Source organism: Pseudoalteromonas sp. Angola-7, from assembly GCF_028599255.1.
GTDB classification, from domain to species: domain Bacteria; phylum Pseudomonadota; class Gammaproteobacteria; order Enterobacterales; family Alteromonadaceae; genus Pseudoalteromonas; species Pseudoalteromonas atlantica.
The window spans coordinates 1-24,247 of sequence record NZ_JAQREL010000024.1; the positions used below are offsets into that span (position 1 = coordinate 1).

The following is a 24,247-nucleotide window of genomic DNA, read 5'->3' on the forward strand; positions in this document are numbered from 1 at the left end:
ACCGACGACATTACTTGCTTCATCCTATGTATTAACTCGCTCTAATTCGAGCTAAAGTAATTATGGCTTAAAAAGTTAGGCAGGGATCAGTGCGTTTAACTTGACAGTGGGAGTCATACCAACGCCCCAGTAAGGGGCACATACTTACCGGCGATAATCGCGGAAGCGCCGGTGAGTATGTGTCCCAGCGAACAGAGTGAGCGAGCTTGACTGGTTTGTTAGCTGTCAGTAGTTTGCTACGAAGTTCTCTATCCATTTGTACTGTTCTTCATTTTCCATTTGTGCTGCCAAGTAATTCGAAATGTCTGTTTTCATTTTTTCTAGGATTTCGTTGGCTTCCTCAATATTACCTAGAAAAGTTGTATGAAAAAAGCAACCATATACACCGCTAGTTATAGCAAAGGGAGCTATTGTTGTATTTTTCTCTAGGGTTAGCCTTGCACCTTGAATATGTTCAATGTCTCGAATAATTTCACCGCCCTCTGAGCCATATTCACCAATAGTTGAACCGTTTTCAATACTATTCCACATGGGATTCCTTTTGACAGCTAACAACTTTGTCTACGACATTTGTCGTTTTATAAACCGACAAATGTCCCTATATTACAATGCATTTATCTTAGCCAGCAAATAACTACCTGTAAACAATTAGTTAACTACAAAGAAATCTCCGTTAATGTTGTAACACACCAAAATGGGGGAGATCAGTAATATCCGACAATGCATAAATCACTGCACATTTTTAGAGCAACTTTTATAAAAAATTAATATTGTAAAATCGTTTTTTGACGCAGGTAATGGGCTATTTAACGCGCTTAGGTTTTAACGTTTTGAATGCGGCTGGTATTGTACTTATATATTACAACACGCTTAAAGTAGCGTTGTGAGCACTGTGAATAAAAAAGCGCTACAACAATGCAGCGCTTTCATTACTTATAGGTTGTTTGTTTAAACTAAAACGCGTTATTAAAAGAAGCCAAGCGGATCTTCGCTGTAGCTTACTAATAAGTTTTTAGTTTGTTGATAATGATCGAGCGCAAGTTTGTGCGTTTCGCGGCCTATACCAGACTTTTTATAACCGCCAAACGCAGCGTGTGCTGGGTACATATGGTAACAGTTGGTCCATACGCGACCGGCTTCTATTTTGCGACCAAAGTGATAAGCGCGGTTCATATTACGGCTCCATACACCTGCGCCTAAACCAAATTCTGAGCTGTTAGCCAATTCGAGCGCTTCGGTTTCGTCTTTAAAGGTCGACATAGAAATAACGGGGCCAAAAATTTCTTCTTGGAACACGCGCATATCGTTAGTGCCTTTTAATAAAGTAGGTTGAATGTAATAGCCACCATTTAGCTCATCGCTAAGTTGCTCAACATGACCGCCATTGAGTACTTCAGCACCTTCTTGTTTGCCAATATCTATGTAACTTAAAATTTTATCAAACTGTGCTTTAGAAGCTTGCGCGCCTACCATGGTTTCGCTGTCTAGCGGGTTACCACGTTTAATTTGCTTGGTACGTTTTAAAATGCGCTCTATAAATTGCTCATAAATATCTTCTTGAATGAACAAGCGAGATGGACAAGTACATACTTCACCTTGGTTAAAGTAGGCAAGAATAGCGCCCTCAATTGCTTTATCTAGGTATGAGTCGTCTTTTTCCATAACATCGCTAAAGAAGATATTAGGTGATTTCCCCCCAAGCTCTACTGTGGAAGGAATAATATTTTCAGCTGCACATTTTAAAATATGTGACCCCACAGGGGTTGAGCCTGTAAAGGCAATTTTAGCTATACGCGTATTGGTTGCCAGTGCTTCACCTGCTTCTTTACCAAACCCATTTACAATATTGAGCACGCCTGCAGGCAGTAAATCACCAATAATTTCCATTAACACTAAAATTGATGCGGGTGTTTGCTCTGCAGGTTTAAGTACCACACAGTTACCAGCTGCAAGTGCAGGCGCTAGCTTCCATGCAGCCATTAAAATCGGAAAGTTCCATGGAATGATTTGCCCTACAACACCTAATGGTTCATGAAAATGATACGCCACCGTGGTTTCGTCTATTTCACCAATACTGCCATCTTGAGCACGCAAGCAACCGGCAAAGTAACGAAAGTGGTCCGCAGCAAGTGGAATATCAGCGGCGAGGGTTTCGCGAATGGCTTTACCGTTATCCCATGTTTCGGCCACTGCAAGTAGCTCTAGATTTTGTTCAATGCGATCGGCAATTTTTAATAAAATATTACTGCGCTCGGTCACCGAGGTTGTGCCCCACAGCTCTCGCACTGCATGCGCTTTGTCGAGTGCTAGGTTTATATCGTCTTTGTCGGATCGAGGTATTTGGCAAAATACCTTACCATTTACTGGGCTTATATTATCAAAGTATTGGCCGTTTACAGGCTTTACCCACTCCCCGCCAATATAATTACCGTATTGGTTTTTAAAGTTTACTAGTGCGCCATCGCTGCCTGGATTTGCATATATCATGTGTGTGCTCTCTTTATTGTTGTTAGCTAAAGGTCGAACATTTATATAAAACAAAATGCTTTATATTTAGTTTGACATTAGCCTAACGAGAACCTAAAAACTTGATTAGCTGTCCACAAAAGTTGTCTGTGAGTCCACACTAATAAAAAACTAAAGGATTGATATGCACACACCTCAGTTAAACAAAAAACGCCAACAACTTGATGTTTTAATAGAAAATAAAGTGACATTTGCAGCAGATAACAGCGAGTTGAGCATTTACGACACGTACCAACGCGCACAAAAGGTGGCACTGCATTCAAAGGAGTTACTGTTTTGTGCCATGCTCAGCGGTAAAAAAGTAATGCACGTAGAAAGTAGCCAATACCATAAAGCATTTTTACCCCACGAGTCGTTTGTATTAGCGCCAGAGCAAGGTGTATTAATTGATTTTCCACAGGCATCAATGCACGCCCCAACCACTTGTTTAGCAATTGAAATAAGCAAAGATAAAATAAACGCTGTGGCAAATGCGCTTAACATGCAGCAAAGCTTTGCACACGATGGCGACTTATTCGAGTATGTTCCACAATTGGTACACAGCCAACATAATAGCCAAATACAGCAATTATTAGAGCGCATGGTACATTTATTTAGCGAACCAGGCGCACAGCGACATTACTTAATTGACTTGTCGTTAAACGAATTGATCACCCGGTTGTTACAACAACAAAGTCGCGACTTATTACTCGCTAATAACGATAAACCACGCCTTAAAACAAAAATAAGCGATGCACTGCTTTATATTGAAGAGCACTTAAACGAAACGCTCGACATAAATACCTTGTGCAAAATAGCCTGCATGAGCCGCAGTAAGTTTTATCAGCAGTTTAAACTGGCATTTGGCACTACCCCAGCCCTTTGGCAGCAACAATTAAGACTAAAAAAAGCGCGCAATCAATTACTGCAAGGCCATGCAATTAGCCAAGTCTGCTTTGATGTTGGGTTTAATAGCGCGAGCCACTTTAGTCGTGTATTTAAACAAACCTTTGGTATTGCGCCTAAAGAGTGCCGGCATTAAGGGTAAAACCTTATTTTTTACTTTGCTAACGCCCTGAATATGTTAGTTTATTAACATGAGTATTGAGTAAAGAATTGGTATGAGTAAGCAAACCCGCTGGACCCTAAAAAGTATTGCTAAAGAGTTAGGTGTATCTAACGCAACAGTCTCTAATGCGTTTAACCGCCCTGATCAGCTATCGGCTAAACGCCGAGACGATATTCTTGCAGCGTGCAAAACCTTGGGCTATTACGGGCCCAATAAAGCCGCGCAATCGCTTCGCAGTGGTACATTTAACATTGTGGCGTTAGTGCTGCCCGATAGTGTGGAATATATGGTGTCGGACCCTGTGGCCAGCAGCTTTATGCGTGGTGTAACCTCGGTGCTTGAAAAAAACGGCATTAATGTTTTATTGTTTTCAGGAAATAGCGATAACCTTAACAGCGTGGTCGACTTTGTTGATGGCTTTATTTGTTATGGCCGCCCTCGAAATCACGCATTAGTAGAGCAGTTAAAAACGGTCTCTAAACATGTGGTAACTATTGATTTTGATATAGCCCGCAATGCCTCAGTAAATATTAATAACGAGCAAGCAAGTTACGAAATAGCCAAGCATGTTTTAAAAAATCAAAGCGACAAAGTCGCTATTTTAGGCTTAAGATTACTTGATGAAAACGTATTGTGCCGCGTATATGAGCATCACGAATTTGAAACAGGGCAATCTATTTCGCACCAACGTTTACGGGGTTATCAACGTGCTTTAAGTGAGGCAAATATAACCGTAGCTGATGACCGCATTTGGAATATACCTGAGAGCAGCGAGCGTTTTGCTAACATTGCCGCTAAAGAGGTGTTGAGTGCCTCCCCTCGCCCTAACGTTATAATTTGTATGAGTGATTTAATTGCCCTTGCCACCATGCGAGAAGCGATAAAACAAGGCATAAAAATAGGTGAAGAACTGCGTATTGTCGGCTTTGATGGAATAGACGAAGCCGCTCGTTTTGTGCCGCGCCTAACCACTATTCATCAAAACAGCCAAGAAAAAGGCGTAATGGCCGCCGAACTATTTATATCTAAAGAAGAAAAAATATGTGATGTAAGTTACGAGCTAGATATTGGCGCAAGTGGTTAATAGGTTATGTTAAAAAGGACTGGGTAAACAAAAGCCAAGCTCAAGAGCTTGGCTTTTATGTTTTAATAGCCTGTTAGGCTAACAATGCGTTTAAACTTATCGTTGTTTCTTCATCACCATTTACTTGGGTAATAAGTGCATCTCGCGTTTTAAAATTAACACTTAATGCAATAGACTTATCTTCAAGTTGCCACGTTAAACAACATATTCCCTGTGTACCGTGAGCACTAAACTCTCCTGCAAAAGCGGGGTGTTCATTACGTAATTTAATGAGCTCTATTAAACCTTTTACTACAGGTTTATTGAGTGCGTGCTCAATTGTTTCACTATTTAAATACGGACGGTTAATATCACGGCCCACATTGGTACGCGCAAGTAAATCCATATCGTTTTCGCAGGCAAATAAACCACCGTAGTACACTTGCGGCACACCGGGGGCAAAAAACTGTATGGCACGCGAAATCAAATAATCTAAATCGTTAGCGCCTAATGCATTGTAATACGTGCAATTTACTTGGTATAAATCAACGTTACTGGCAGCAGCACCTGTAGCTTGGCGGCTTTGGTTGTTACTGTTGGCATGCATGGTTTCTACAAGGGTATCTATTTGCTGTGCATTTAATAGCCCTGGCTTGTCGCCCATTGGGCCAGCATCAATAATGCCTATGCCGTCGTGTGTATCAAGTACCGTTAAACAGTTGCGTGGTGAAATTTGTAACCATTTAAGTAATGCATCTACATCGTTATTAAATAAGCTATGTAAAATAAGCGGCGGTAATGCAAAGTCGTAAACCATGTTTACACGCTTTGCTACTTCTACTTGTGTTTGGTAGTGGCTATGAATTTCAGCAATGGTTTCCATGCCAAGCTCGTTTGCTTGCTTTGACAAGTTATCTAGGTAGCCAAAGGTTTCGTCTAGCATAAAACAGTTAGTACCGGCTTGTTTAATTGCGTAACCCGCTGCATCTAAACGAATAATATTTACGTTATTTTCAGAAAACTTAGTTAATACGTTATTTAAATACGCAATACCCACTTCAACTTTTACGTTTATATCAATTTGGTTATCGGTAAACGTGGTCCAAAAGTCATACGTTTGACCATCGCCACACTGCATTGGCGTAAAACAGCTACCGGGGCGCGGGCGATAAATTGCTTGTTGCTCAGCTTCGCTCATACCATTTGGAAAAACGTCTTCTTTTGTTAAAAACAAATCCCAAAATTCTGATTGCTTGCCTTTAGCTAGCACATCTTGAAACTGATAAGACTGCGCCGATACATGGTTAACGATTAAATCAGCCATTAGATCATGGTTTTCACCCAGTCCTTGAATATCAGCCCATGTACCAATGCGAGAATCTACTTCGCTGTGATCAATCGGGTCAAAGCCCGCATCGCTTCCATCAATAGGATTATAAAAAGGTAAAAGGTGCACACCACCAAATACGCCCTTCAGAGGACCTTTTAACAATGTTGTAAGTGCGTTTATATCTTGACCTGTGATTCGATCAGCATATGTGATCAATTGAACTTTATTCTTCATCATGTGTGATTACCAAGTTGAAACTTAATCGATTAAGATATATCTTTAACTAGCACGTACAATTTTACAAGTAATTTTTAAATATTTTACATACAAAAGTTGTGGCAAAGGTAATACTAACTAGAGTAAGTGATTGAGTTATTACTATAACTTGAGCCACAACGAGGAAAAATCACATGACGAATTTACACACACACTCGCAAAGCGACCCAATGCAGCGCATACGAATACTCACTTACATGATGTTTTTTATGTTTGCGATGACCTCAGATGCAGTAGGTATGATCATCCCTGAACTAATCACAGAGTTTGGTTTAAGTATGACCCAAGCCAGTGCTTTTCATTATGCACCTATGGCACTCATTGCCTTTAGTGGCTTGTTTTTAGGCTTCTTAGCCGACAGCCTAGGCCGTAAACAAACCATAATGCTGGGCTTACTTATTTTTTCGCTCAGCTGCTTTTTGTTTGCCTTTAGCAATAGCTTTTCGGTGTTTTTAATTTTGCTGTGCTGTATAGGGCTTGCCATTGGTTTATTTAAAACCGGCGCACTAGCGCTACTTGGCGATATATCTGCAAGTAACGCAGAGCACACTAAAACCATGAACAAAGTAGAAGGCTTTTTTGGTATTGGTGCCATCGTTGGCCCTGCGCTGGTAGGCGTACTGCTTACTCAAAACGTGAGCTGGACTTACCTGTACATTATTGCCGGCGTTATGTGTTTAATTTTAGCGTTAATGGCATGGCGCGCCGACTACCCAAGTGTTGTTAAAAGCACAGAAAAGCCCGCTTCACTTGCCACCACCATGAAAATGATTAAAAACCCGTATGCACTTGGTTTTTCGTTGGCTATTGCATTATATGTGGCTACCGAGGTTGCTATTTACGTGTGGATGCCAACACTTTTAAAAGATTACACAGGCTCGTGGCCTTTACTTGCAACCTACGCACTTACTATATTTTTTGTATTACGTGCTGCTGGGCGCTTTATTGCTGTATGGCTTTTAAATCACTTTAGCTGGCAAGGGGTCATGGCTTATTTAAGCTTAGGCATCGCGCTGTGTTATGTAGGCACTTTGGTAGGCGGTGTTGATTGGGCGGTAGGCTTGCTTCCGCTTTCGGGTTTATTTATGTCGATGGTTTACCCTACTTTAAACTCTAAAGGTATATCGTGCTTTCCTGTTGCACAACATGGTGCAGTAGCGGGTGTTATATTATTTTTTACCGCGCTTTCGGCCGCACTTGCGCCTTTATTTATGGGCATGATAAGTGATTACTTTGGCCACGTACGCTACGGTTTTTACTTAGCTACCGGCTTTGCTGTGATCTTATTTTTAGCCATGCTTTATAACTTTTACCGCGACCCTGCGGCAAAAGCATTAACTAAAAATGCATAAATGGCTGCTCAAGCCAGAATAAAAATACCTTTAAAATCAATATAAAAACAAAAAAAGTGCAAATTACACACAAAAATAATTTGCATATTGTAAAAACTTTGTTATTTTTACTTAATCGATTAAGTAAAAATAACAAACTCACACAACACAATGAGGCGTTAACATGACAACACACCACACACCTTTATATTTAATCAGTGCCTTAGCACTTGCAGTAAGTCAAGGCGTTCATGCACAAGACGAGCAAGAAACCAAAGTGCAAGCTAAGCAAGGGCTTGAAACAATTGTTGTTACCGGTGTACCTCGCCGCACAACTATTATGGCATCGAGCTCATCAGTAAGCAGTTTATCGCTTGAGCAAGTTGAGGTATCAACACCACGCTCAACGGCTGAAGCATTTAGAATTATTCCGGGTGTTCGCGCTGAATCAACAGGCGGTGAAGGTAATGCAAATATTGCAGTGCGTGGCTTACCTGTAGCATCGGGTGGCGCTAAGTTTTTACAACTGCAAGAAGATGGTCTGCCTGTAATGCAGTTTGGTGATGTTGCCTTTGGTAACGCCGATATTTTTATGCGCCTTGATAACACAGTGCAAACAATCGAATCAATTCGTGGTGGCTCAGCCTCGACATCAGCCAGTAATGCACCTGGCGGCATAATTAACTTTATTTCTAAAAATGGCGAAAACGAATCGGGTAGCGTATCTACTACTGTTGGCCTAGATTACGACAGTGTACGCACCGACTTTGAATACGGCACCTATTTAACCGACAGCGTGCGTTTTCATGTAGGTGGCTTTGTACGCCAAGGCGAAGGCCCGCGCGAAACAGGCTACACATCAAATAAAGGTGGCCAAATTAAAGCAAACCTTACTAAAGATTTTGAAAACGGCTACGTTCGCCTTTATTACAAACACTTAGACGATAAGAGTGTTGGCTACCTTCCTATGCCAATGTACTCAAATGGTGACTCTATTGCTGGCTTTGATGCGCAATCAGATACACCGCATTCAGCATTATTTACCAAAACAGTGCGCCTAAATGGTGAAAACCAAATTAGCAGTGGCGATTTACGCGACGGCATGAACCCTAAAGTGGATGCGGTAGGTTTTGAAGCTGTATTTGATTTAGATAACGATTGGCGTATCGAAAACCGTTTTCGTAAATCGTCAATTAGCGGCAACTTTAACTCGCTTATTCCTGCTGAGGTTGGCAGCGCATCGTCAATTGCACAAAGTATTGGCGGTGTAGGCGCAACACTGAGTAACGCAAACACAGGCGAAGCATTTAATGATGAACTTGCCATGCGTATTCACACTTTTGATGTAACGCTTAATGACTTTGGCTCTATTGTTAATGATTTTAAACTAACTAAATCGTTTAGCGATGACACTAGCCTAACCTTTGGTTACTTTGCCTCTACACAAAACATTGCTATGTCGTGGTTATGGAACTCGTACTTAATGGAGCTTAAAGGCGACAATGCGGCACTTTTAAATATAACCGCAGCCGATGGCACTGAGTATTCAGAAAACGGTTTATACGCATACGGCACGCCTTATTGGGGTAACTGTTGTCAGCGCGATTACGACACCGAGTACGACACTCGCGCACCGTATGTTGCGTTTTCAACAAAACTTGGTGATGTAAGCATTGATGCAAGTGCCCGCTACGACAGCGGTGAAGCACGCGGTAACTACGCAGGTGCCGTAACCTCAACAGTAGATATGAACCGCGACGGTACTATTTCTATTCCTGAGCAAAACGTAGCAGGTATTGATATAGCTAATGCAAGCCCAGTAAATTACGACTGGAGCTACTCGTCTTATTCTGTAGGTGCTAACTATCAAATTGACCCAAGCCTAGCTACGTTTGCACGTATTAGTAAAGGCGGGCGCGCAAATGCAGACCGTTTATTATTTGGTAAAGTACGCAGCGACGGAAGCGTAGCTGATGAAGATGCAGTAGATGAAGTAAACCAATTTGAGATTGGTGTGAAAAAACGCTTTGATTCGTTCTCGGTATTTGCAACAGCCTTTTACGCAGAAACAGAAGAGCAAAACTTTGAAGCAACATCGCAAACCTTTTTCGACCGTGAATACGAAGCAAAAGGGCTTGAGGTTGAATCAACTTACTTTATGGATGCATGGGACTTTAGAGGTAACTTTACTTGGACCGATGCTGAAATTGCAAAAGATGCGCTAACCCCTGAAGTTGTAGGTAACACACCACGTCGCCAAGCGGATTTAATTTACTCATTAATGGCGCGTTACAGCTACGATAAAGGCGCGGCAGGTGTAAGCTTTATTGGTACAACCGATGCTTACGCACAAGATAACAACGACCTTAAGTTTGACGGCTACACGCAAGTAAATGCGTTTGTAAGCTACGACTTATCAGAAAACTTAAACCTTGCACTTAATGTAAACAACCTATTCGATACAGTAGGTATTACAGAAGCCGAAGAAGGCTCAGTACCAGAAAACGACATTATTCGTGCCCGTACTATTAACGGCCGCACTACGTCGGTTACTTTAAAATACGCTTTTAACTAAATGTGTGTATTGCGCTGCAGTGAGTCATCGCTGTAGCGCCTTTTAAAGTATGAATAAATAACACCCTTCATGTTTTAGCCCAGCTTTGCTGGGTTTTTTAGGATATTCCAAATGACCAAACTCCTGTGCTTAGGCGAGCTTTTAATTGATATGCTGCCACAAGATGCTCATAACTCAGCGTACTTACCCATCCCTGGTGGTGCACCTGCTAATGTTGCTGTTGGCTATGCAAAACTTGGCGGTGAGGCTGCATTTTGTGGTGGTAAAGGTGACGATCATTTTGCCAATCAATTAAGTAATGCACTGGCGCAATACAATGTAAATACAGACTATTTATTTACCATTGCTGGCTCACAAACCGCCATGGTAATAGTAAGCCTTGATGAAACAGGCGAGCGTAGTTTTGGCTTTTATCGCCATAACACAGCCGATGTACTTTTAACCCAAGCGCATTTAGCGCAAATAAATTGGCAAAGCATAAGTACTTTGCACTTTTGCTCAAACACCCTAACCGACCCAGCAATTGCCAATACAACCCTTAAAGCGCTAGAACTTGCTAAAACTCATAATAAGCTCGTTAGTTTTGACGTAAATTTACGCTACAGCTTGTGGGAAAACACCCATGATATAGCCAGCAATGTACAAGCCTGCTTCGCTTATTGCGACATAGTTAAGCTTTCGCGTGATGAACTTAATTTTTTAGCAAAGCATAGCGAAACAACGGGCGAAAATTACATTCAAATGCTATTAAATACCGGAGTAAAACTGGTCTTTTTAACCGACGGGCCTGAGCCTGCTACGGTTTACCACAGCGCATTTATACTTAACGAATCTGCACCAAAAATAAACGCAGTAGATACAACAAGCGCGGGCGATGCCTTTATAGCGGGGGTTTTATACTATTTAAATAACTTAGGGAGTAATTTATCACTAGCAGATAAGTTAAATGATGAAACCAGCATACAAAACGCCCTCCACTTTGCCCTTCAATGTGGCTCTAAAGCGTGTTTAGCTAAAGGCGCTTTTCCGGCATTACCTGTGCTGGCTGATGTAATATAAACAGTTAAAGCCCCAAATGGCGGGGCTTAACCTAATTTATAATTATTGCTTAATAAAAGTAACGCCTTTAGGTGTTTCACCTTGTGGTAAACGGGTTGAGTGCATTTGCGATAATAGCCATTTGTCGCCCACTTTTGATACAACCACGCTTTCTAACCAATAAATATCAGCACTTTTATCGGCGTTTTTAAAGTTGGCTTTATTCCAGTAATTAATAAACGCAACATTTCCTTCTACACGCGAATTTATAACACTAAAATAATTCGTTCTTATGTAATCAGCGGGTTTAACAACGTTTACAAAGTCATCAATAGTCCACACTTCACCGTGCTCTAAAAGCAAGAATGAATCGTCAACAGCCGCGCGCATTTTTGCGTGATCAAAGTTAGAAACAGCTAAAAATAAATCGCTCACGGGCGAAAATATCGTGTTGTCTTTTGCATGTATTGATGTAGAAAATATGAGTAATACAAAAAGGGCAAGTACGTGTTTCATTGTTGTTATAATGTATAGTTTTATTAGTACTAAGGAGTGTATTTTAATTAAGCAATATTAACAATTTAAATAAAGCAAATTCAAAAACTTATTAACGCTCCTATATAAAAAAGCACTCTATAAGAGTGCTTTAACTTATACTTTTCAATCAAGCTATTCATCTAGCCAATCGATGGCGGCGGTGGCGTTTTCGTAGTATTGCACCTCGCCTGAAATAAACCAATTGCCTATTTTAGCCATGCGGGCTTGCCATTCTTGATTGCCATAAATAGCAATTTTATTAAATTCTTTTGAGTGTCTTACGCCAAGCTTTAAATCATCCCACGCGGCGCGAAGCTCCCAACCTTCTAACTCGCTGGCATCAATAAGCACGTTTGCTATAGGGTGTTTAACCTCGCCAAGGGCAGAGTCGATCATGGGGGTAATGACTTTATAGTCGTCGTGGGTGAGTGTACCCACTGCTTTTAATTTTAAAAAGAATTCTCGGCCTGCGCGTTCAATACCAATAGATAAACCATGTGTTGTGTGTACCATGCTGCTCTCCTTAATCGGGTGCGCTTATGTTATTTACAGCCTGTGTGAGTGGGTTTAATAACGAAAGTTGGAGTTAATTAAAGCCTATAAAGTGAAATTATTCCCTTTAAAAAATAAAAACCCCAAAATACCCATCACTTACTGAGTTAAACCATAAAACTACACCGTATTAAGTTAATTAGTACTGAACTAAATCAAACAATACTGCTAAATAATGCTATTTGCTAAGCGTTTTGTACGCGCTCTATTTGCTTATCTACATCTGTTAAGTGCCCTAATTTAAGCCACACTTTTGCACCTTGCTTACCTGCGGTTATATTAAGCTCACTGTTAATAGGCAGCCTTAACCAACTGTGTTTTACTAATACGTCTGTTTGCTCACTTATATCGCCTTCAAGCACGAGTAGCTCAGCACCCCCGCTTGCGCTAATTTGCATGTTAGCGTCTGCCTCAAAATGCAATAAGCTCACATCTTCAAAGTCATCTTTATAAAGTGGGGTTATGGCAAGGCCTTTAAATGTGTCGTGTTGCTCGCTGCCCATATGCTGTGTTTGTAAGCGTACGTGGGTTCTATCTTGTGGCTGAAATTGCCAAAGCTTTACAAATATTATGCAGCCTTCATCGGAGCCTGGTTTGTGCTTTGATTGCGGTGGGTTACGAATATAAGAGCCTTGTGGAAAATCGCCATGCTCATCTTGAAATACCCCTTCTAGTACAAAAAACTCTTCGCCGCCTGTATGCACATGAGGCGAAAACTCGCTCCCTGGTGCATAACGTACAATGCTTGTAGCACGGGCTACTTCTGCGCCTACTCTATCAAGTGGGCGCCTATCAACGCCCGTCATTGGCGAAGGGTTCCAATTAAGTTGCTCACTATGAACAACGACTCTCTGGGTAAAATCGGCGGCTATTTTCATTTTATTACCTTTAATATTGCATAGTGTGAGGGTAAATTTTATGCATAAAAAAAGCGAGCTTAATAAGCTCGCTTATTTAATTTTTAACGCTTTACGCTACATCTAGCTTTCTATGCTTAGAGTGTACAAACACTAAACCTACTAAGCCAATAACAACCACAGCGGCACCAATTGGTTTACCTAAGTCGGCCGATAAATTAAAGCCAATAGCAGCAGTCATAATGTACGAAAGTGTTACGCCAGTAGCGATAACGGCAGGTATGCTGGTGATCCAGTGGAATGCACGTCTATCAAATAAGTACTTGGTTGCAAGCCATAGCACACTGGTTGAAAGCAGCATGTTTGAAAATGCAAAGTAGCGCCAAATAACCGAGAAATCTAATTTAGTCATAAAAAAGGCTATCGTTAAAATTGGCACTGCCAGTAATAAGCGATTACGTAAGCTTTGCGGAATATTAAACGCATCAACCACGGTTAAACGCAGTGAACGGAACGCCGTATCGCCAGAGGTAATAGGGAACACCGCAACAGCAATAATGGCCATAATACCGCCCATTACGCCTAAGTAACTATTTGCTACATGGTTAACCACTAAACCTGGGCCACCTTGATCAAGCAATGCTTTTAAGCCAGCGTAGCCTTCTGGGAATGCAGCAATACCCGCAAGTGCCCATACACAACCTACAATGCCTTCACACATCATTGCGCCGTAATATACTGGGCGTACGTATTTTTCGTTTGTTAAACAGCGGGCAATAATAGGCGCTTGGGTAGAGTGAAAGCCACTAATAGCACCACAGGTAATGGTAATAAACAGTAACGGCCAGGTTGGCAGGCCATCAGGGTTTGGCTCTAAAAAGTCATGCGCGTGGTCGGCTTCAAAGTAGGCTAAAAAGTCGCCTGCAACTGGTAAGTGTGGCGCATCTAGTAATAACGCACCGGCTATTAATGTAGTCATTACAATCATTAATAAACCAAATAGCGGGTAAAACTTAGTAATAATTTTATCAATAGGTAGCAGCGTTGCTAAAAAGTAGTACGCTAAAATAGCCAAAACCCAAAAAGTATTATTAGCAAAAAAAGTGCCTTCAAATACATCTAAATTACTTAATAAGCCTGCTGGGCTCATAATAAATACAACACCCACAAAAAACAGTAGCATGGCTGTAAATATCAGCATAAAGCCTTTAAACACAACGTTGTAATAGTGCCCTGCTATTTCAGGTAAGCTTTTGCCATCTTCTTTAATGCTCATCACACCCGAGAAGAAGTCGTGTACTGCACCGCCTAATACGTTACCAAGCACAATCCACACAAGTGCTACCGGTCCATAAAGCGCACCTAAAATTGGGCCAAATATAGGGCCTACGCCCGCAATATTTAAAAACTGAATTAAAAATGCACGCACAGGGTGAATGGCTACATAGTCAACACCTTCGCTAAAGCGTTTTTGTGGTGTATCAACTGTTGTATCCATACCTGCTTGTTTTTCAACAAACGGGCTATAAAACTTATATCCCAGTATTAAGATTGTTATGCAGATAAAAAAGATGATCATAAAGCACGTTTCTCTTTTTGTATTTGGAGTATAGAGCGCCTAATTGCCGCCCCGCCTTTCAATCCATGAATAATCGACGAACATTAACAAAGTATTAATCCCCCCGCTATAAGACGAATAGCTAATACACAAGGGTCTGTAGACCTTTCAAGGTTAAATTTGCAGCAGCCTGTTTGGTATTTAGGCAAGGCAGAGCCTATGTGGTGTGGTTATTCCCCATAAGTAGGCGATAACGCAGCATTAATGCCAAACAGGCGCTGCCCTTCGGGTTCTGCCTAGGGGCGATTTACTCTTTGTTGCTCGGTTTTGACTTAGCCCACTAGGTTACAAACCTCGCGCCGCGATTAAACCGCCCCTAGTTTGAACAAATTTCAAACTGCAAAGGTCAACAGACCCTATTTAAGCCACTTTTTATGCACCTTGCTCAACACTTAATCTAAACGGCTTTATTAATAAAAATTAAAACAAAAAAAAGCGGCTTTACTATAAAAGTAAAGCCGCTTACACACACAATGATTGGGTGTAACTGTGATTTTTTACGTTACGCTGGGCTCATAAACTCGTTAATTTGTTCATGAGTCAGTGTAGGTGTAGCACCGGCACTTTCGGCCACCATAGCACCTACTGCACACGCAAAATCAACAGCATGTTGTGCACAATCGCTACTACAAAGCTGATAAATTAACGACCCTAAAAACGAATCACCCGCGCCTACTGTATCCACAACGCTAATTAAATAACCTGAGTTATAGTAATTTTCGCCTTTTATGGTTAGTAGTGCACCGTGGCTGCCTTTAGTTACACATAAGTATTCGGTGTTAGTTTGCTGTGCAATAAACGCTAAGTTTTGCTCAAGTGAATGGAACTTACAGCCCATTGCTTTGGCAATTTCATAAAGCTCTTCATCGTTTAATTTGATGAAGTCGGCTTTATTCATTAAATCTACTAATGTGTCTAACGTGTAGTGTGGCGCACGTAAATTTACGTCAAACACTTTAAAGTTAGCTACATCAACTAATTGGTTTAATGTAGCAAGTGAAGCTTCGCTTCGGCCAATTAGGCTGCCAAATACAAATACATCACTGGCTTTTACTTTTTCAATAAGTGAGTCTGTAAGCTCAATGTTATCCCATGCAGTGTCGGCAACTATTTCGTAGCTGGCTGAGCCGCTTTTATCTAGGGTAACTTGTACTGTGCTGGTTTTTTTGTCGTTATTAACGCCAATGTATTCGCAGCTTACGCCTTTGCTTTTAATTTCGCCTAGTAGCTCAGTACCCAGTTCATCGTTACCTACAGCGCTTATCATGTCGGCTTTAATGCCCAGTGAGTTAATACGCACACACATGTTAAGCGGCGCGCCGCCTAAGCGTTTATCGTTTGCAAAACAATCCCATAGTACTTCGCCAAAGCAACTTACGCTTACGTCTTTACCTTGTTTAGAATCAATTAAAATGCTCATTATTAGTTACCTTTAGGCTCAAGCACGTTATTCATAATTGCTTTAATTTTGCTAGCCGGTGCGTATAGCGCTTCTACATTGTTTTTGTAGTGAGACGTAAAGGCACTTTGCGTGTTTAAATCGCCAAATAAGCTAGTTAGCGATAAAAATGCAAGGTCATCAGTCGCCGTTTTAGCCGCGGCTTCATGTAACTCGCTTTGCATTGCATCGATTATTTCAAGCTTATTGCCTTGCTCATCTTCGCCTTTATCGCTGTAAAAACACCATGCAGCAATAACCAGGGTCGCAAGTGATACATCACGGCCATGGGCTAGATTTTCGTTAATAGTGGCAATTAAAAACTTAGGTAGCTTTGCTGCGCTTTCTGAACAAATGCGCGATAAGCTGTCTTTAATGTTTGGATTAGCAAAGCGCTCAATTAGCGTGTCTTTGTAGATTTCAAGGTCAATGCCTTCTAATTTCTCTAGGTTAGGCGTTACTTCTCTATCCATAAACGCACGTAAGTACTTTGCAAATAAAGGATCTGATACTGTTTCGTCAATTGTGCCGTAGCCATGTACTGAGCCTAATAAACCCAGTACCGAATGGCCTGCATTTAATAAGCGTATCTTCATGGTCTCAAAAGGTGTTACGTCACTTACAAATTGTGCGCCAACGCTATCCCAATCTGGGCGTCCGCAACAAAATGAGTCTTCAATTACCCATTGTGTAAACGACTCACAGGTAATTGGCCATTCATCGCTAACACCGTAGGCATCAACAACGTAGTCAATATCGCTCTTTTTAGATACTGGCGTAATACGGTCAACCATTGCATTTGGGAAGGTTACGTTATTAGCAATCCACTCGCTTAGTTCTTTATCTTGCTCGGCCGCAAAGGCAAGTAGCATTTTACGCGTTACATTACCGTTGTGCTGAATGTTATCGCACGACTGTACTGTAAACGCATCAAGGCCTTGTTCTTTACGTAGCTTTAACGCAGCAGTAATGTAGCCAAACGCCGTAATTGGGTCGTTCGGGTTATTAATGTCGTTAATAATGTCTGGGTTTGAGTAGTCAAACTCACCCGTAACTGGGTTAAAGTTATAGCCGCCTTCGGTAATGGTTAACGACACAATATGCGTATCGCTGTGCGCAAGCTTATTAATAACCGCTTGCTTGTCCTCTGGAGCAAACAAAAAGTCAATCATAGAGCCAATAACTTTGTTATCTATTTGCCCATTCGGGTGTCTTACCGTTAGCGTGTAAAGGTAGTCTTGCTGCTTTAAAATATCGCGCAGACCACGGTTACCCTCTAATAAGCCAACACCACAAATACCCCACTGTTCAGCACCTGGCGTTTTTAATAGCTCGTTAATGTACACCGCTTGGTGAGCACGGTGAAAGCCGCCCACACCAATATGAACTATACCTGCTTTTAGCTTACTACGGTCATAGTTTGGTGTATCTACATGGCTTGGCATATCTGCCAAGCTTTGTTGGTTTAGCCCTTTAACAAGAGCGTCAGTGTGCTGGTGTTGCGTCATGGTGCGGCCTTACTAAAACAATATTAAAAATTTAAATTAAGATGCAGTATTGAGTGCTTTATGGCGCAATAGCGACCAGTAAGCGGTTGCAAAATAAATAATGGTGCAAATAAAACATGCAATTTCAAACTGAGATTTATTTCCTGCGTAAATGCTCATGCTGTCACTAAAAAACATTACTTGGCTGGCAAAGCCAAAAATAATAAGTAACGAAACAGTCGACACGCCATTTAACACTTTGGTTAGCATTGAGTTATCAACAACTGGAGCTTGAACGTTTTCTGCAAGCCCTGCTTGGTACTCTTTAATGTCTTGCAGCTCTTGCTCTTCTGCTGCAATTTCTTTGCTGTAGTCTTCACCTGCGCCGTATTTTTTAGCCAGTAGCGTGTAAATAACAATGGTGAAAATCCAAGTAGGAATAAATAAGTAGTAAAACGACATTACATCAATCGCATTTAAACCAAAGCCAAACACAAGTGCTAATGCCCAAGAGGCAATGGCTGGTACGCTACGTGTAATGTTTTTGTATTTAGCCCAGTAGCGGGTTAAACCAATTTTAGGAAATAAAACATGCTCGGCAAATACAATGCCGCCTACAGGTACTACTAATAAGCCTGCGTAAGTTAAAAGAGGTAACATTTGCGAAAATACAAACGGGAAACACGCAATTATAACGGTTACAACACCGACAATTGCGGTAGTGCGCTCGCGCGATTGGTCAACAAAAATAGATTGTGCTGCAAGGCCTGCACGGTAAAGGTTGGCGTTAGCTGTAGTCCAGCCCGCAATAATTACAATAACAAAGCCTGTCCAGCCTAATGCGTGGTAAGCAACGTCACCTGGGTCAAGTGATGAAATAGTTGTTTTAAGTAATACCGCAACACCTGCGCCCATAATACCAGCCGAGATCCATGCTAAGTAATGGCCAAAAAACATACCTACGCCTGAAAACAAACCATAGCTTTTGCGTTTAGCAAATCTAAAAATTGCCATATCAATTAAGCCAAAGTGGGTAATAGAGTTTGCAGCCCATGCAAAACCAATAACCTCTAATAAGCCAATACCTTTTTCGCCATCAGCGGTGGTACCGGTCCAAATAGAAGAATCCCCTATCGCCATAAAGTCATCAAACCCTGTTAGCGTGGTTACTCCTAATACATGATTAGAAAGCTCAGGGAACAAGGCAAACGAGCCTGCTATAAAAATAACAAATAACCATGGCGCACAAATTTTAGAAAAATCAGCAACGGTTGAAAAACCATACATAGCCACAAATACAACAATAGAGCCAACCGATAATACAATGGCCACAAATGCTAAGCTGTTAGGGTACCAATCGAGTTGCGCGGGTATATCAAACAAAAACCGTACTGCGGTTGCCGATACCGTGATCATGGCGGCGGATATCACACTAAATATGACCACGTTTGCCCAGTTATAGAGCTTGGTCATTGAGTTACCCGCAATTTTATTTAGGTAGTTGTATAAACTTAAGCGTGTTTCTACCGCAATTGGAGAGGTAATTAACCACCACGAACACATAGCTAATAGGTTACCAATTAATAAACCTAATAAAATGTCGATGGTCGATGCGCCTAATGCAACAAAGGTTGCACCAATAACAAACTCGGTTGCAGCAACGTGTTCACCAGCGTATAAACCGGCAAAGTGCTTCCAACCATGAAGCTTATGATTAGCAACGGGCAATTGCTCTTCGTTAACATCGTTAAATGTTTGTGTGTGTGGACTTGATGCCATGGTATTTTCCTATTGTTTTAAGCACAGCCCTAACTAACCTGAACTCTGGATAATAAATCTATCTCAAGCAGCTATTTCCAGCGCTAACTACGTTAAATTTACTTGCAATAGGCTAGCTATTGACGCGTAATTTCGCCTTGTTTTCACTGTAAATCTCTGGCTAGAGAAAATAAACATAGATATCACTTTTGATTTAATATGTTAGTAAATCTCTTAACCAAAGTTCAGGTTAACTATTAATTTAAATAAGTGTTTTTTATTTAAATTAATAGTGAGTAAATCACCGTGCCTTTTTATAATGCTACTACTATAACTAATTAATAATTAATGCATTTTTACGTTAAGCTTTGTCAGTGTCATAAAGCTCAACGTTGATATTCTATTACTGTGTTTGTAATGTTGGGTACTGCTTATAAAAGTCATCCCAATGCGTTAAATGCGCTACCTGTGGGTAAGCTTGGTGAACAAAGTTCACTGCATCTTGCATATGCCCACCCCCGCTGTAATGCAAAACCTGCATATTGGCGGCAAGTGCGGCGCACACGCCGGCTTTTGAATCTTCAATCACTAAACAATTTTGTGGCTTTACGCCCATTTGCTCAGCGGCATGTAAAAATAAATCGGGTGCGGGCTTACCATTTTTTACCTCACTTGAGGTAAATACCTTATTAAAGTGCTGCGATAAATTAACCACATTAAGCGCTTTAGCGGTGCGTTTAGGGCTACTGCTTGTTGCAATACAGCAAGGTACAGATAATTGCTCTAGCACGTGTTTAATGCCGTTAGTTGGCATTAATGCAGTTTCGAACTCGTTTAATAGTGCTTCTCGGTAATCGGCTTCAAAGCTCTCAGCTAAGGTCACGTTAAAGGTATCGAATAAGTTTTGGGTAACTGTTTTAAAATTACAGCCCAAAAAATATTGTTGTACATAGGCTCGGTCAATATTAACGCCAATCTCTGCAAGCATGTTTATTAACACTTGCGCGCTTAATATTTCGCTATCTATAACAACGCCATCACAATCAAAAATAACTAATTCTATTTTAGTATTCATATTGCCCCTTTTTATGCACCTAGTTTGGTGCAACCTCAACTTGAGCATAAGCCCAGCAAGTGAGCATATTCTCTTTATTGTTATAATAAGTCAACATCTTGTTAGTGAAAAACGCACCACAGTGGTGAATATTTATTCATTAAATATGAAATTGTCTGTATTTTCATTGATTTCAAAATTGCAATTACGACTAAGGTCGAACATTGCAAAACTGCAATTTAGAAAATAGAAGGCAGCACGCAAACAGCAATCTAAATTTGTGATTACTCCAATCTAAACAATCAATTTTACCGAACTTACTTTTGTTAATACACTCGTTAACAGTTAAACAGCCAGCAACACTGCCGGCACTTTTATACAGATGAGGTCGACAATGAATACTCAAAAAAACACGATTAATAATAAATCTACGTTAACGCTAAGCGCATTAGCTTTAGCAATGGCATTACCTGCCAGTGCCGCAACTACCCTTACTAAAGACAACGGCGCAGCTGTTGGCGACAACCAAAACTCTATTACCGCAGGTGAGCGCGGAAGTGTATTACTTGAAGACGTACACCTAATTCAAAAGCTACAACGTTTTGCACGTGAGCGTATTCCTGAGCGTGTAGTGCATGCGCGTGGTACAGGTGCACACGGTGTATTTGTTGCGTCTAAAGAATTAGATGACTTAACAATTGCTGCACCGTTTGCAGAAGCGGGCAAAGAAACTGACGTATTTGTACGTTTCTCATCAGTAATTCACTCAAAAGGTAGCCCAGAAACACTACGTGACCCACGTGGTTTTGCTACTAAGTTTTACACTGACCAAGGTAACTGGGATTTAGTAGGTAACAACTTACCGGTATTCTTTATTCGCGATGCGATTAAATTTCCAGACATGGTTCACTCGTTAAAGCCATCACCGGTAGATAACATTCAAGACCCTAACCGCTTTTTTGACTTTTTCTCATACGAGCCAGGTTCTACTCACATGTTAACGTGGGTATACAGCGACTACGGTACACCAGCAAGCCTACGTAAAATGGACGGCTGGGGCGTACATGCTTACAAAATGATTAATAAGTCAGGCGATGTTAAATACGTTAAGTTTCATTGGGTAAGCCAACAAGGTATAGACAACCTTGATGCTAAAGAAGTAAACGAAGTGCAAGGTAAAGACTTCCAACACTTAACACGCGACCTATACAGCGAGATTGGTAAAGGCAACTTCCCTAAGTGGGATCTATACATTAAAACCCTTGATCCGTCGCAGTTAGATGACTTTGACTACAACCCATTAGATGCAACAAAAATGTGGTTAGACGTTAAAGAAACTAAAGTAGGAACAATGACCTTAAACCGTATGCCAACTAACTTCTTCCAATCTACAGAACAAGTTGCAATGGCACCGGCAAATGTAATTCCGGGTATTGAGCCATCTGAAGACAGACTATTACAAGGGCGTGTTTTCTCTTACGCCGATACGCAAATGTACCGCTTAGGTGCTAACCACCAACAATTGCCAATTAACCGTGCAAAAGTTGAAGTGATTAACTACAACCAAGACGGCGCAATGAACTACGGTAATACAACAAGTAACGTGAACTACCAACCAAGTCACGAAAACGTTGCAGAAAACCCAATTGCACGCAGAAGTAACACAGAGCTTAAAGGCTACGTACAACAAGCAGCAATTAAAAAGCAGCAAAACTTTGCTCAAGCGGGTGTACTTTACCGCAGCTTTAGCAAGCAAGAGCGCACTAACTTAGTTAACAACTTAGCCGGCGATTTAGGCAAAGTGAAAGACAGCAAAGTTATGCACAAAATGCTTAGCCACTTCTACAAAGCAGATAGCGAATACGGTACACGCTTAACTAACGCTGTAAACGGCGACATGAAACAAGTTAAGCAACTAGCCGCTAAGCTTTAATATTTTACCCAACCTGTAAGTTATTGAGGAAAGCCTAGCTTTCCTCTTTTTTAAAAAGGTAAACAGTATGCGTAAATTACTTATTATATTTACTTTAGTGATGAGCTTTTCAGGCTTTGCCAATGAGCCACAAAGCCCTGTAACGGAACAAAGCACCGCCCAGTCGCAATACGACAGCTTACTTGCTTATTACTTTGCAGCCGCACGCACCGACGACACCGCCGTAATAACGCAATTTGTAGATGCTGGCATTCCTATTAACAGTTACAACAACAAAGGTTACACCGCGCTAATGATTGCCACCTACCACGGCAATAAAAATACGGTAAACACCTTATTGCAATTAGGCGCTAATGCCTGCCTTGAAGACAACCGCGGTAACACAGCCCTAATGGCCGCCATATTTAGAGGCGAATTTAGCATAGCTAAAACACTTGTAGGCCTTGATTGCGATAACGCACATCAAAACAAAGCCGGTCAAACAGCCGAGCAATTTGCACAAAAATTTGGCCAACAAAAAGTGCTCGACTTATTAGCACAGGTCAACAGTAAATCTAATTAACCAACTTTTAATTACCCCCTAGCCCGTTATTGTTAGTGACAATAAGGCTACATTAGCAGCCAATAACACGGCTTTAGCAAAATAAGTAGTACCCTTTAGTTATTTAAACCTTCCTCTCGCCCCATTTTATCTGGGGCGTGGTTTAATACCAACGCCAATAAATAGCTGATCTATTTCACTTACTAAAACAACGCATTTCTTTGTTGTAATTAGCGTCAAGTGAGCAACTATTTACAGCAATTTACACCTAAACTGAATTGTTTATTCGGCGTAAAATTTAGAACACATATTTAATGGGGTTGGTATAAACAACGCTTTCCCCTCTTGCTGAAACTGGTCTAACCAGCTATTGTTTTTACCTGTGTACTTTATATGGGAAATAATAATTCTAATGACCGCACCACACTTTGAGCACACCACTATTACCTGTAATAACAGGCAAACCCTAAGCGCCCGTGTATTTACACCCACCAGCCCTATTAAAGGTGCGGTGATGATTGCCCCTGCAACCGGTATAAAGCAGCAGTTTTATGCAAACTTTGCTACTTACTTACAGCAACATGGCTTTGGCGTTATTACGTTTGATAACAGTGGCATTGGCCAATCGCTTAACCGCAGTATTAAAAAAAGCAAAGCCAGTTTACAAAGTTGGGGTGAGCAAGACATGCCTGCGGTACTTGAGCATTTGCAAAGGGTATTTCCTAATACGCAATATCATTTAGTGGGTCATAGCGCCGGCGGGCAATTAGTGGGGCTAATGCATAACGCTAACGAGCTAAGCTCCGCGTTTAATTTTGCTTGCTCGTCAGGTAAATTAACTAATATGAGCTTAGTGTACCAGGTTAAAGCGCACTTTTTTATGAATGGAGTTATACCCCTTAGTAATGCCTTGTTTGGTCATACTAAATCGCAGTGGTTTGGCATGGGCGAACCCCTACCTAAAGGCGTAGCTAAACAATGGCGAAAATGGTGTAACGCCCAAGGGTATGTGCAATCAGCATTTGGTGATACCGTATTTCAACACTGTTACAACACGCTTTCTATGCCCTCAATATGGGTTAATGCTACCGATGACGATATTGCTAACAATGCAAATGTTGCCGATATGCTCTCGGTTTTTCCTAAATTAAAAGCACAAACCCTAACCTTAAACCCACACGACTATGGTTTGAAGGAAATTGGCCATATGAAATTTTTTAGCAAAAAATCTGACGGATTATGGCCACTTGCGCTTAACTGGCTAAACAAACACAGTTAAAAAAGG

The 24,247-nt window shown here is 41.1% G+C and carries 19 protein-coding genes; 8 read left to right on the plus strand and 11 right to left on the minus strand.

Features of this window, described 5'->3' with window-relative positions:
* Positions 1–225: 225 nt before the first annotated feature.
* Positions 226–531, minus strand: a complete 306-nt coding sequence (locus tag PSH50_RS20425) for a hypothetical protein (protein ID WP_273610023.1) — start codon at positions 529–531, stop codon at positions 226–228.
* A 435-nt stretch (positions 532–966) separates the two neighbouring features.
* Positions 967–2,487: an aldehyde dehydrogenase family protein gene (locus PSH50_RS20430; RefSeq protein ID WP_273610024.1), complete on the minus strand. Its 1,521-nt coding sequence runs from the start codon at positions 2,485–2,487 to the stop codon at positions 967–969.
* Positions 2,488–2,650: 163 nt separating this feature from the next.
* Here PSH50_RS20430 and PSH50_RS20435 point away from each other — a divergent pair, with 163 nt between their 5' ends.
* The gene (locus PSH50_RS20435) at positions 2,651–3,547 is read left to right on the plus strand and encodes an AraC family transcriptional regulator (RefSeq protein WP_273610025.1); all 897 of its coding nucleotides are present in this window, start codon (positions 2,651–2,653) and stop codon (positions 3,545–3,547) included.
* A gap of 79 nt (positions 3,548–3,626) precedes the next feature.
* Entirely contained in the window at positions 3,627–4,658 is a 1,032-nt protein-coding gene (locus PSH50_RS20440) for a LacI family DNA-binding transcriptional regulator (protein ID WP_121638349.1), read from the plus strand.
* Positions 4,659–4,731: 73 nt separating this feature from the next.
* On the opposite strand, the gene gtfA is transcribed toward PSH50_RS20440, so the two are convergent.
* Positions 4,732–6,204: a sucrose phosphorylase gene (gtfA, locus tag PSH50_RS20445; RefSeq protein WP_273610026.1), complete on the minus strand. Its 1,473-nt coding sequence runs from the start codon at positions 6,202–6,204 to the stop codon at positions 4,732–4,734.
* Positions 6,205–6,377: 173 nt separating this feature from the next.
* On the opposite strand from gtfA, the gene PSH50_RS20450 reads away from it, so the two are divergent.
* The 3 genes from PSH50_RS20450 (at position 6,378) to PSH50_RS20460 (ending at position 11,208) form a co-directional block, all read left to right on the plus strand.
* Positions 6,378–7,595 carry a sugar MFS transporter gene (locus PSH50_RS20450; protein ID WP_121638347.1) on the plus strand — a complete coding sequence of 406 codons (1,218 nt, stop codon included), beginning with the start codon at positions 6,378–6,380 and terminating at the stop codon, positions 7,593–7,595.
* A gap of 163 nt (positions 7,596–7,758) precedes the next feature.
* A complete protein-coding gene (locus tag PSH50_RS20455) occupies positions 7,759–10,149 on the plus strand; it encodes a TonB-dependent receptor (protein WP_273610027.1) in 2,391 nt (796 codons plus the stop codon).
* Positions 10,150–10,260: 111 nt separating this feature from the next.
* Positions 10,261–11,208 (plus strand): carbohydrate kinase, encoded by a 948-nt coding sequence (locus PSH50_RS20460; RefSeq protein WP_273610028.1) that lies wholly within the window; start codon positions 10,261–10,263, stop codon positions 11,206–11,208.
* 42 nt (positions 11,209–11,250) lie between these two features.
* Here the strand turns inward: PSH50_RS20460 and PSH50_RS20465 are convergent, their stop codons facing one another.
* The 8 genes from PSH50_RS20465 to PSH50_RS20500 all read right to left on the minus strand — a co-directional run bounded on the left by PSH50_RS20465 (position 11,251) and on the right by PSH50_RS20500 (position 20,509).
* The gene (locus tag PSH50_RS20465; RefSeq protein ID WP_273610029.1) at positions 11,251–11,703 is read right to left on the minus strand and encodes a nuclear transport factor 2 family protein; all 453 of its coding nucleotides are present in this window, start codon (positions 11,701–11,703) and stop codon (positions 11,251–11,253) included.
* A gap of 153 nt (positions 11,704–11,856) precedes the next feature.
* Positions 11,857–12,237: an STAS/SEC14 domain-containing protein gene (locus PSH50_RS20470; RefSeq protein ID WP_004589535.1), complete on the minus strand. Its 381-nt coding sequence runs from the start codon at positions 12,235–12,237 to the stop codon at positions 11,857–11,859.
* Positions 12,238–12,461: 224 nt separating this feature from the next.
* Positions 12,462–13,154, minus strand: a complete 693-nt coding sequence (locus tag PSH50_RS20475; protein ID WP_273610030.1) for a cupin domain-containing protein — start codon at positions 13,152–13,154, stop codon at positions 12,462–12,464.
* A 91-nt stretch (positions 13,155–13,245) separates the two neighbouring features.
* Positions 13,246–14,712, minus strand: a complete 1,467-nt coding sequence (locus tag PSH50_RS20480; RefSeq protein WP_273610031.1) for a carbon starvation protein A — start codon at positions 14,710–14,712, stop codon at positions 13,246–13,248.
* Between the two features lie 541 nt (positions 14,713–15,253).
* Complete coding sequence (locus tag PSH50_RS20485) at positions 15,254–16,171, minus strand: carbohydrate kinase (RefSeq protein ID WP_024032786.1); 918 nt, start codon at positions 16,169–16,171, stop codon at positions 15,254–15,256.
* Positions 16,172–16,173: 2 nt separating this feature from the next.
* Entirely contained in the window at positions 16,174–17,697 is a 1,524-nt protein-coding gene (locus PSH50_RS20490; RefSeq protein ID WP_273610032.1) for a mannitol dehydrogenase family protein, read from the minus strand.
* A 36-nt stretch (positions 17,698–17,733) separates the two neighbouring features.
* On the minus strand, positions 17,734–19,455 hold the full coding sequence (locus PSH50_RS20495; RefSeq protein ID WP_256845747.1) for a cytosine permease: 1,722 nt from the start codon (positions 19,453–19,455) through the stop codon (positions 17,734–17,736).
* A gap of 382 nt (positions 19,456–19,837) precedes the next feature.
* Positions 19,838–20,509 (minus strand): HAD family phosphatase, encoded by a 672-nt coding sequence (locus tag PSH50_RS20500; RefSeq protein ID WP_273610033.1) that lies wholly within the window; start codon positions 20,507–20,509, stop codon positions 19,838–19,840.
* A gap of 373 nt (positions 20,510–20,882) precedes the next feature.
* Here PSH50_RS20500 and PSH50_RS20505 point away from each other — a divergent pair, with 373 nt between their 5' ends.
* The 3 genes from PSH50_RS20505 (at position 20,883) to PSH50_RS20515 (ending at position 24,241) form a co-directional block, all read left to right on the plus strand.
* On the plus strand, positions 20,883–22,421 hold the full coding sequence (locus PSH50_RS20505; RefSeq protein WP_273610034.1) for a catalase: 1,539 nt from the start codon (positions 20,883–20,885) through the stop codon (positions 22,419–22,421).
* A 67-nt stretch (positions 22,422–22,488) separates the two neighbouring features.
* Positions 22,489–22,983, plus strand: coding sequence for an ankyrin repeat domain-containing protein (locus PSH50_RS20510; protein ID WP_004587092.1), 495 nt, complete (start codon positions 22,489–22,491; stop codon positions 22,981–22,983).
* Between the two features lie 391 nt (positions 22,984–23,374).
* Positions 23,375–24,241, plus strand: a complete 867-nt coding sequence (locus tag PSH50_RS20515) for an alpha/beta fold hydrolase (RefSeq protein ID WP_126009277.1) — start codon at positions 23,375–23,377, stop codon at positions 24,239–24,241.
* The last annotated feature ends 6 nt before the right edge of the window (positions 24,242–24,247 follow it).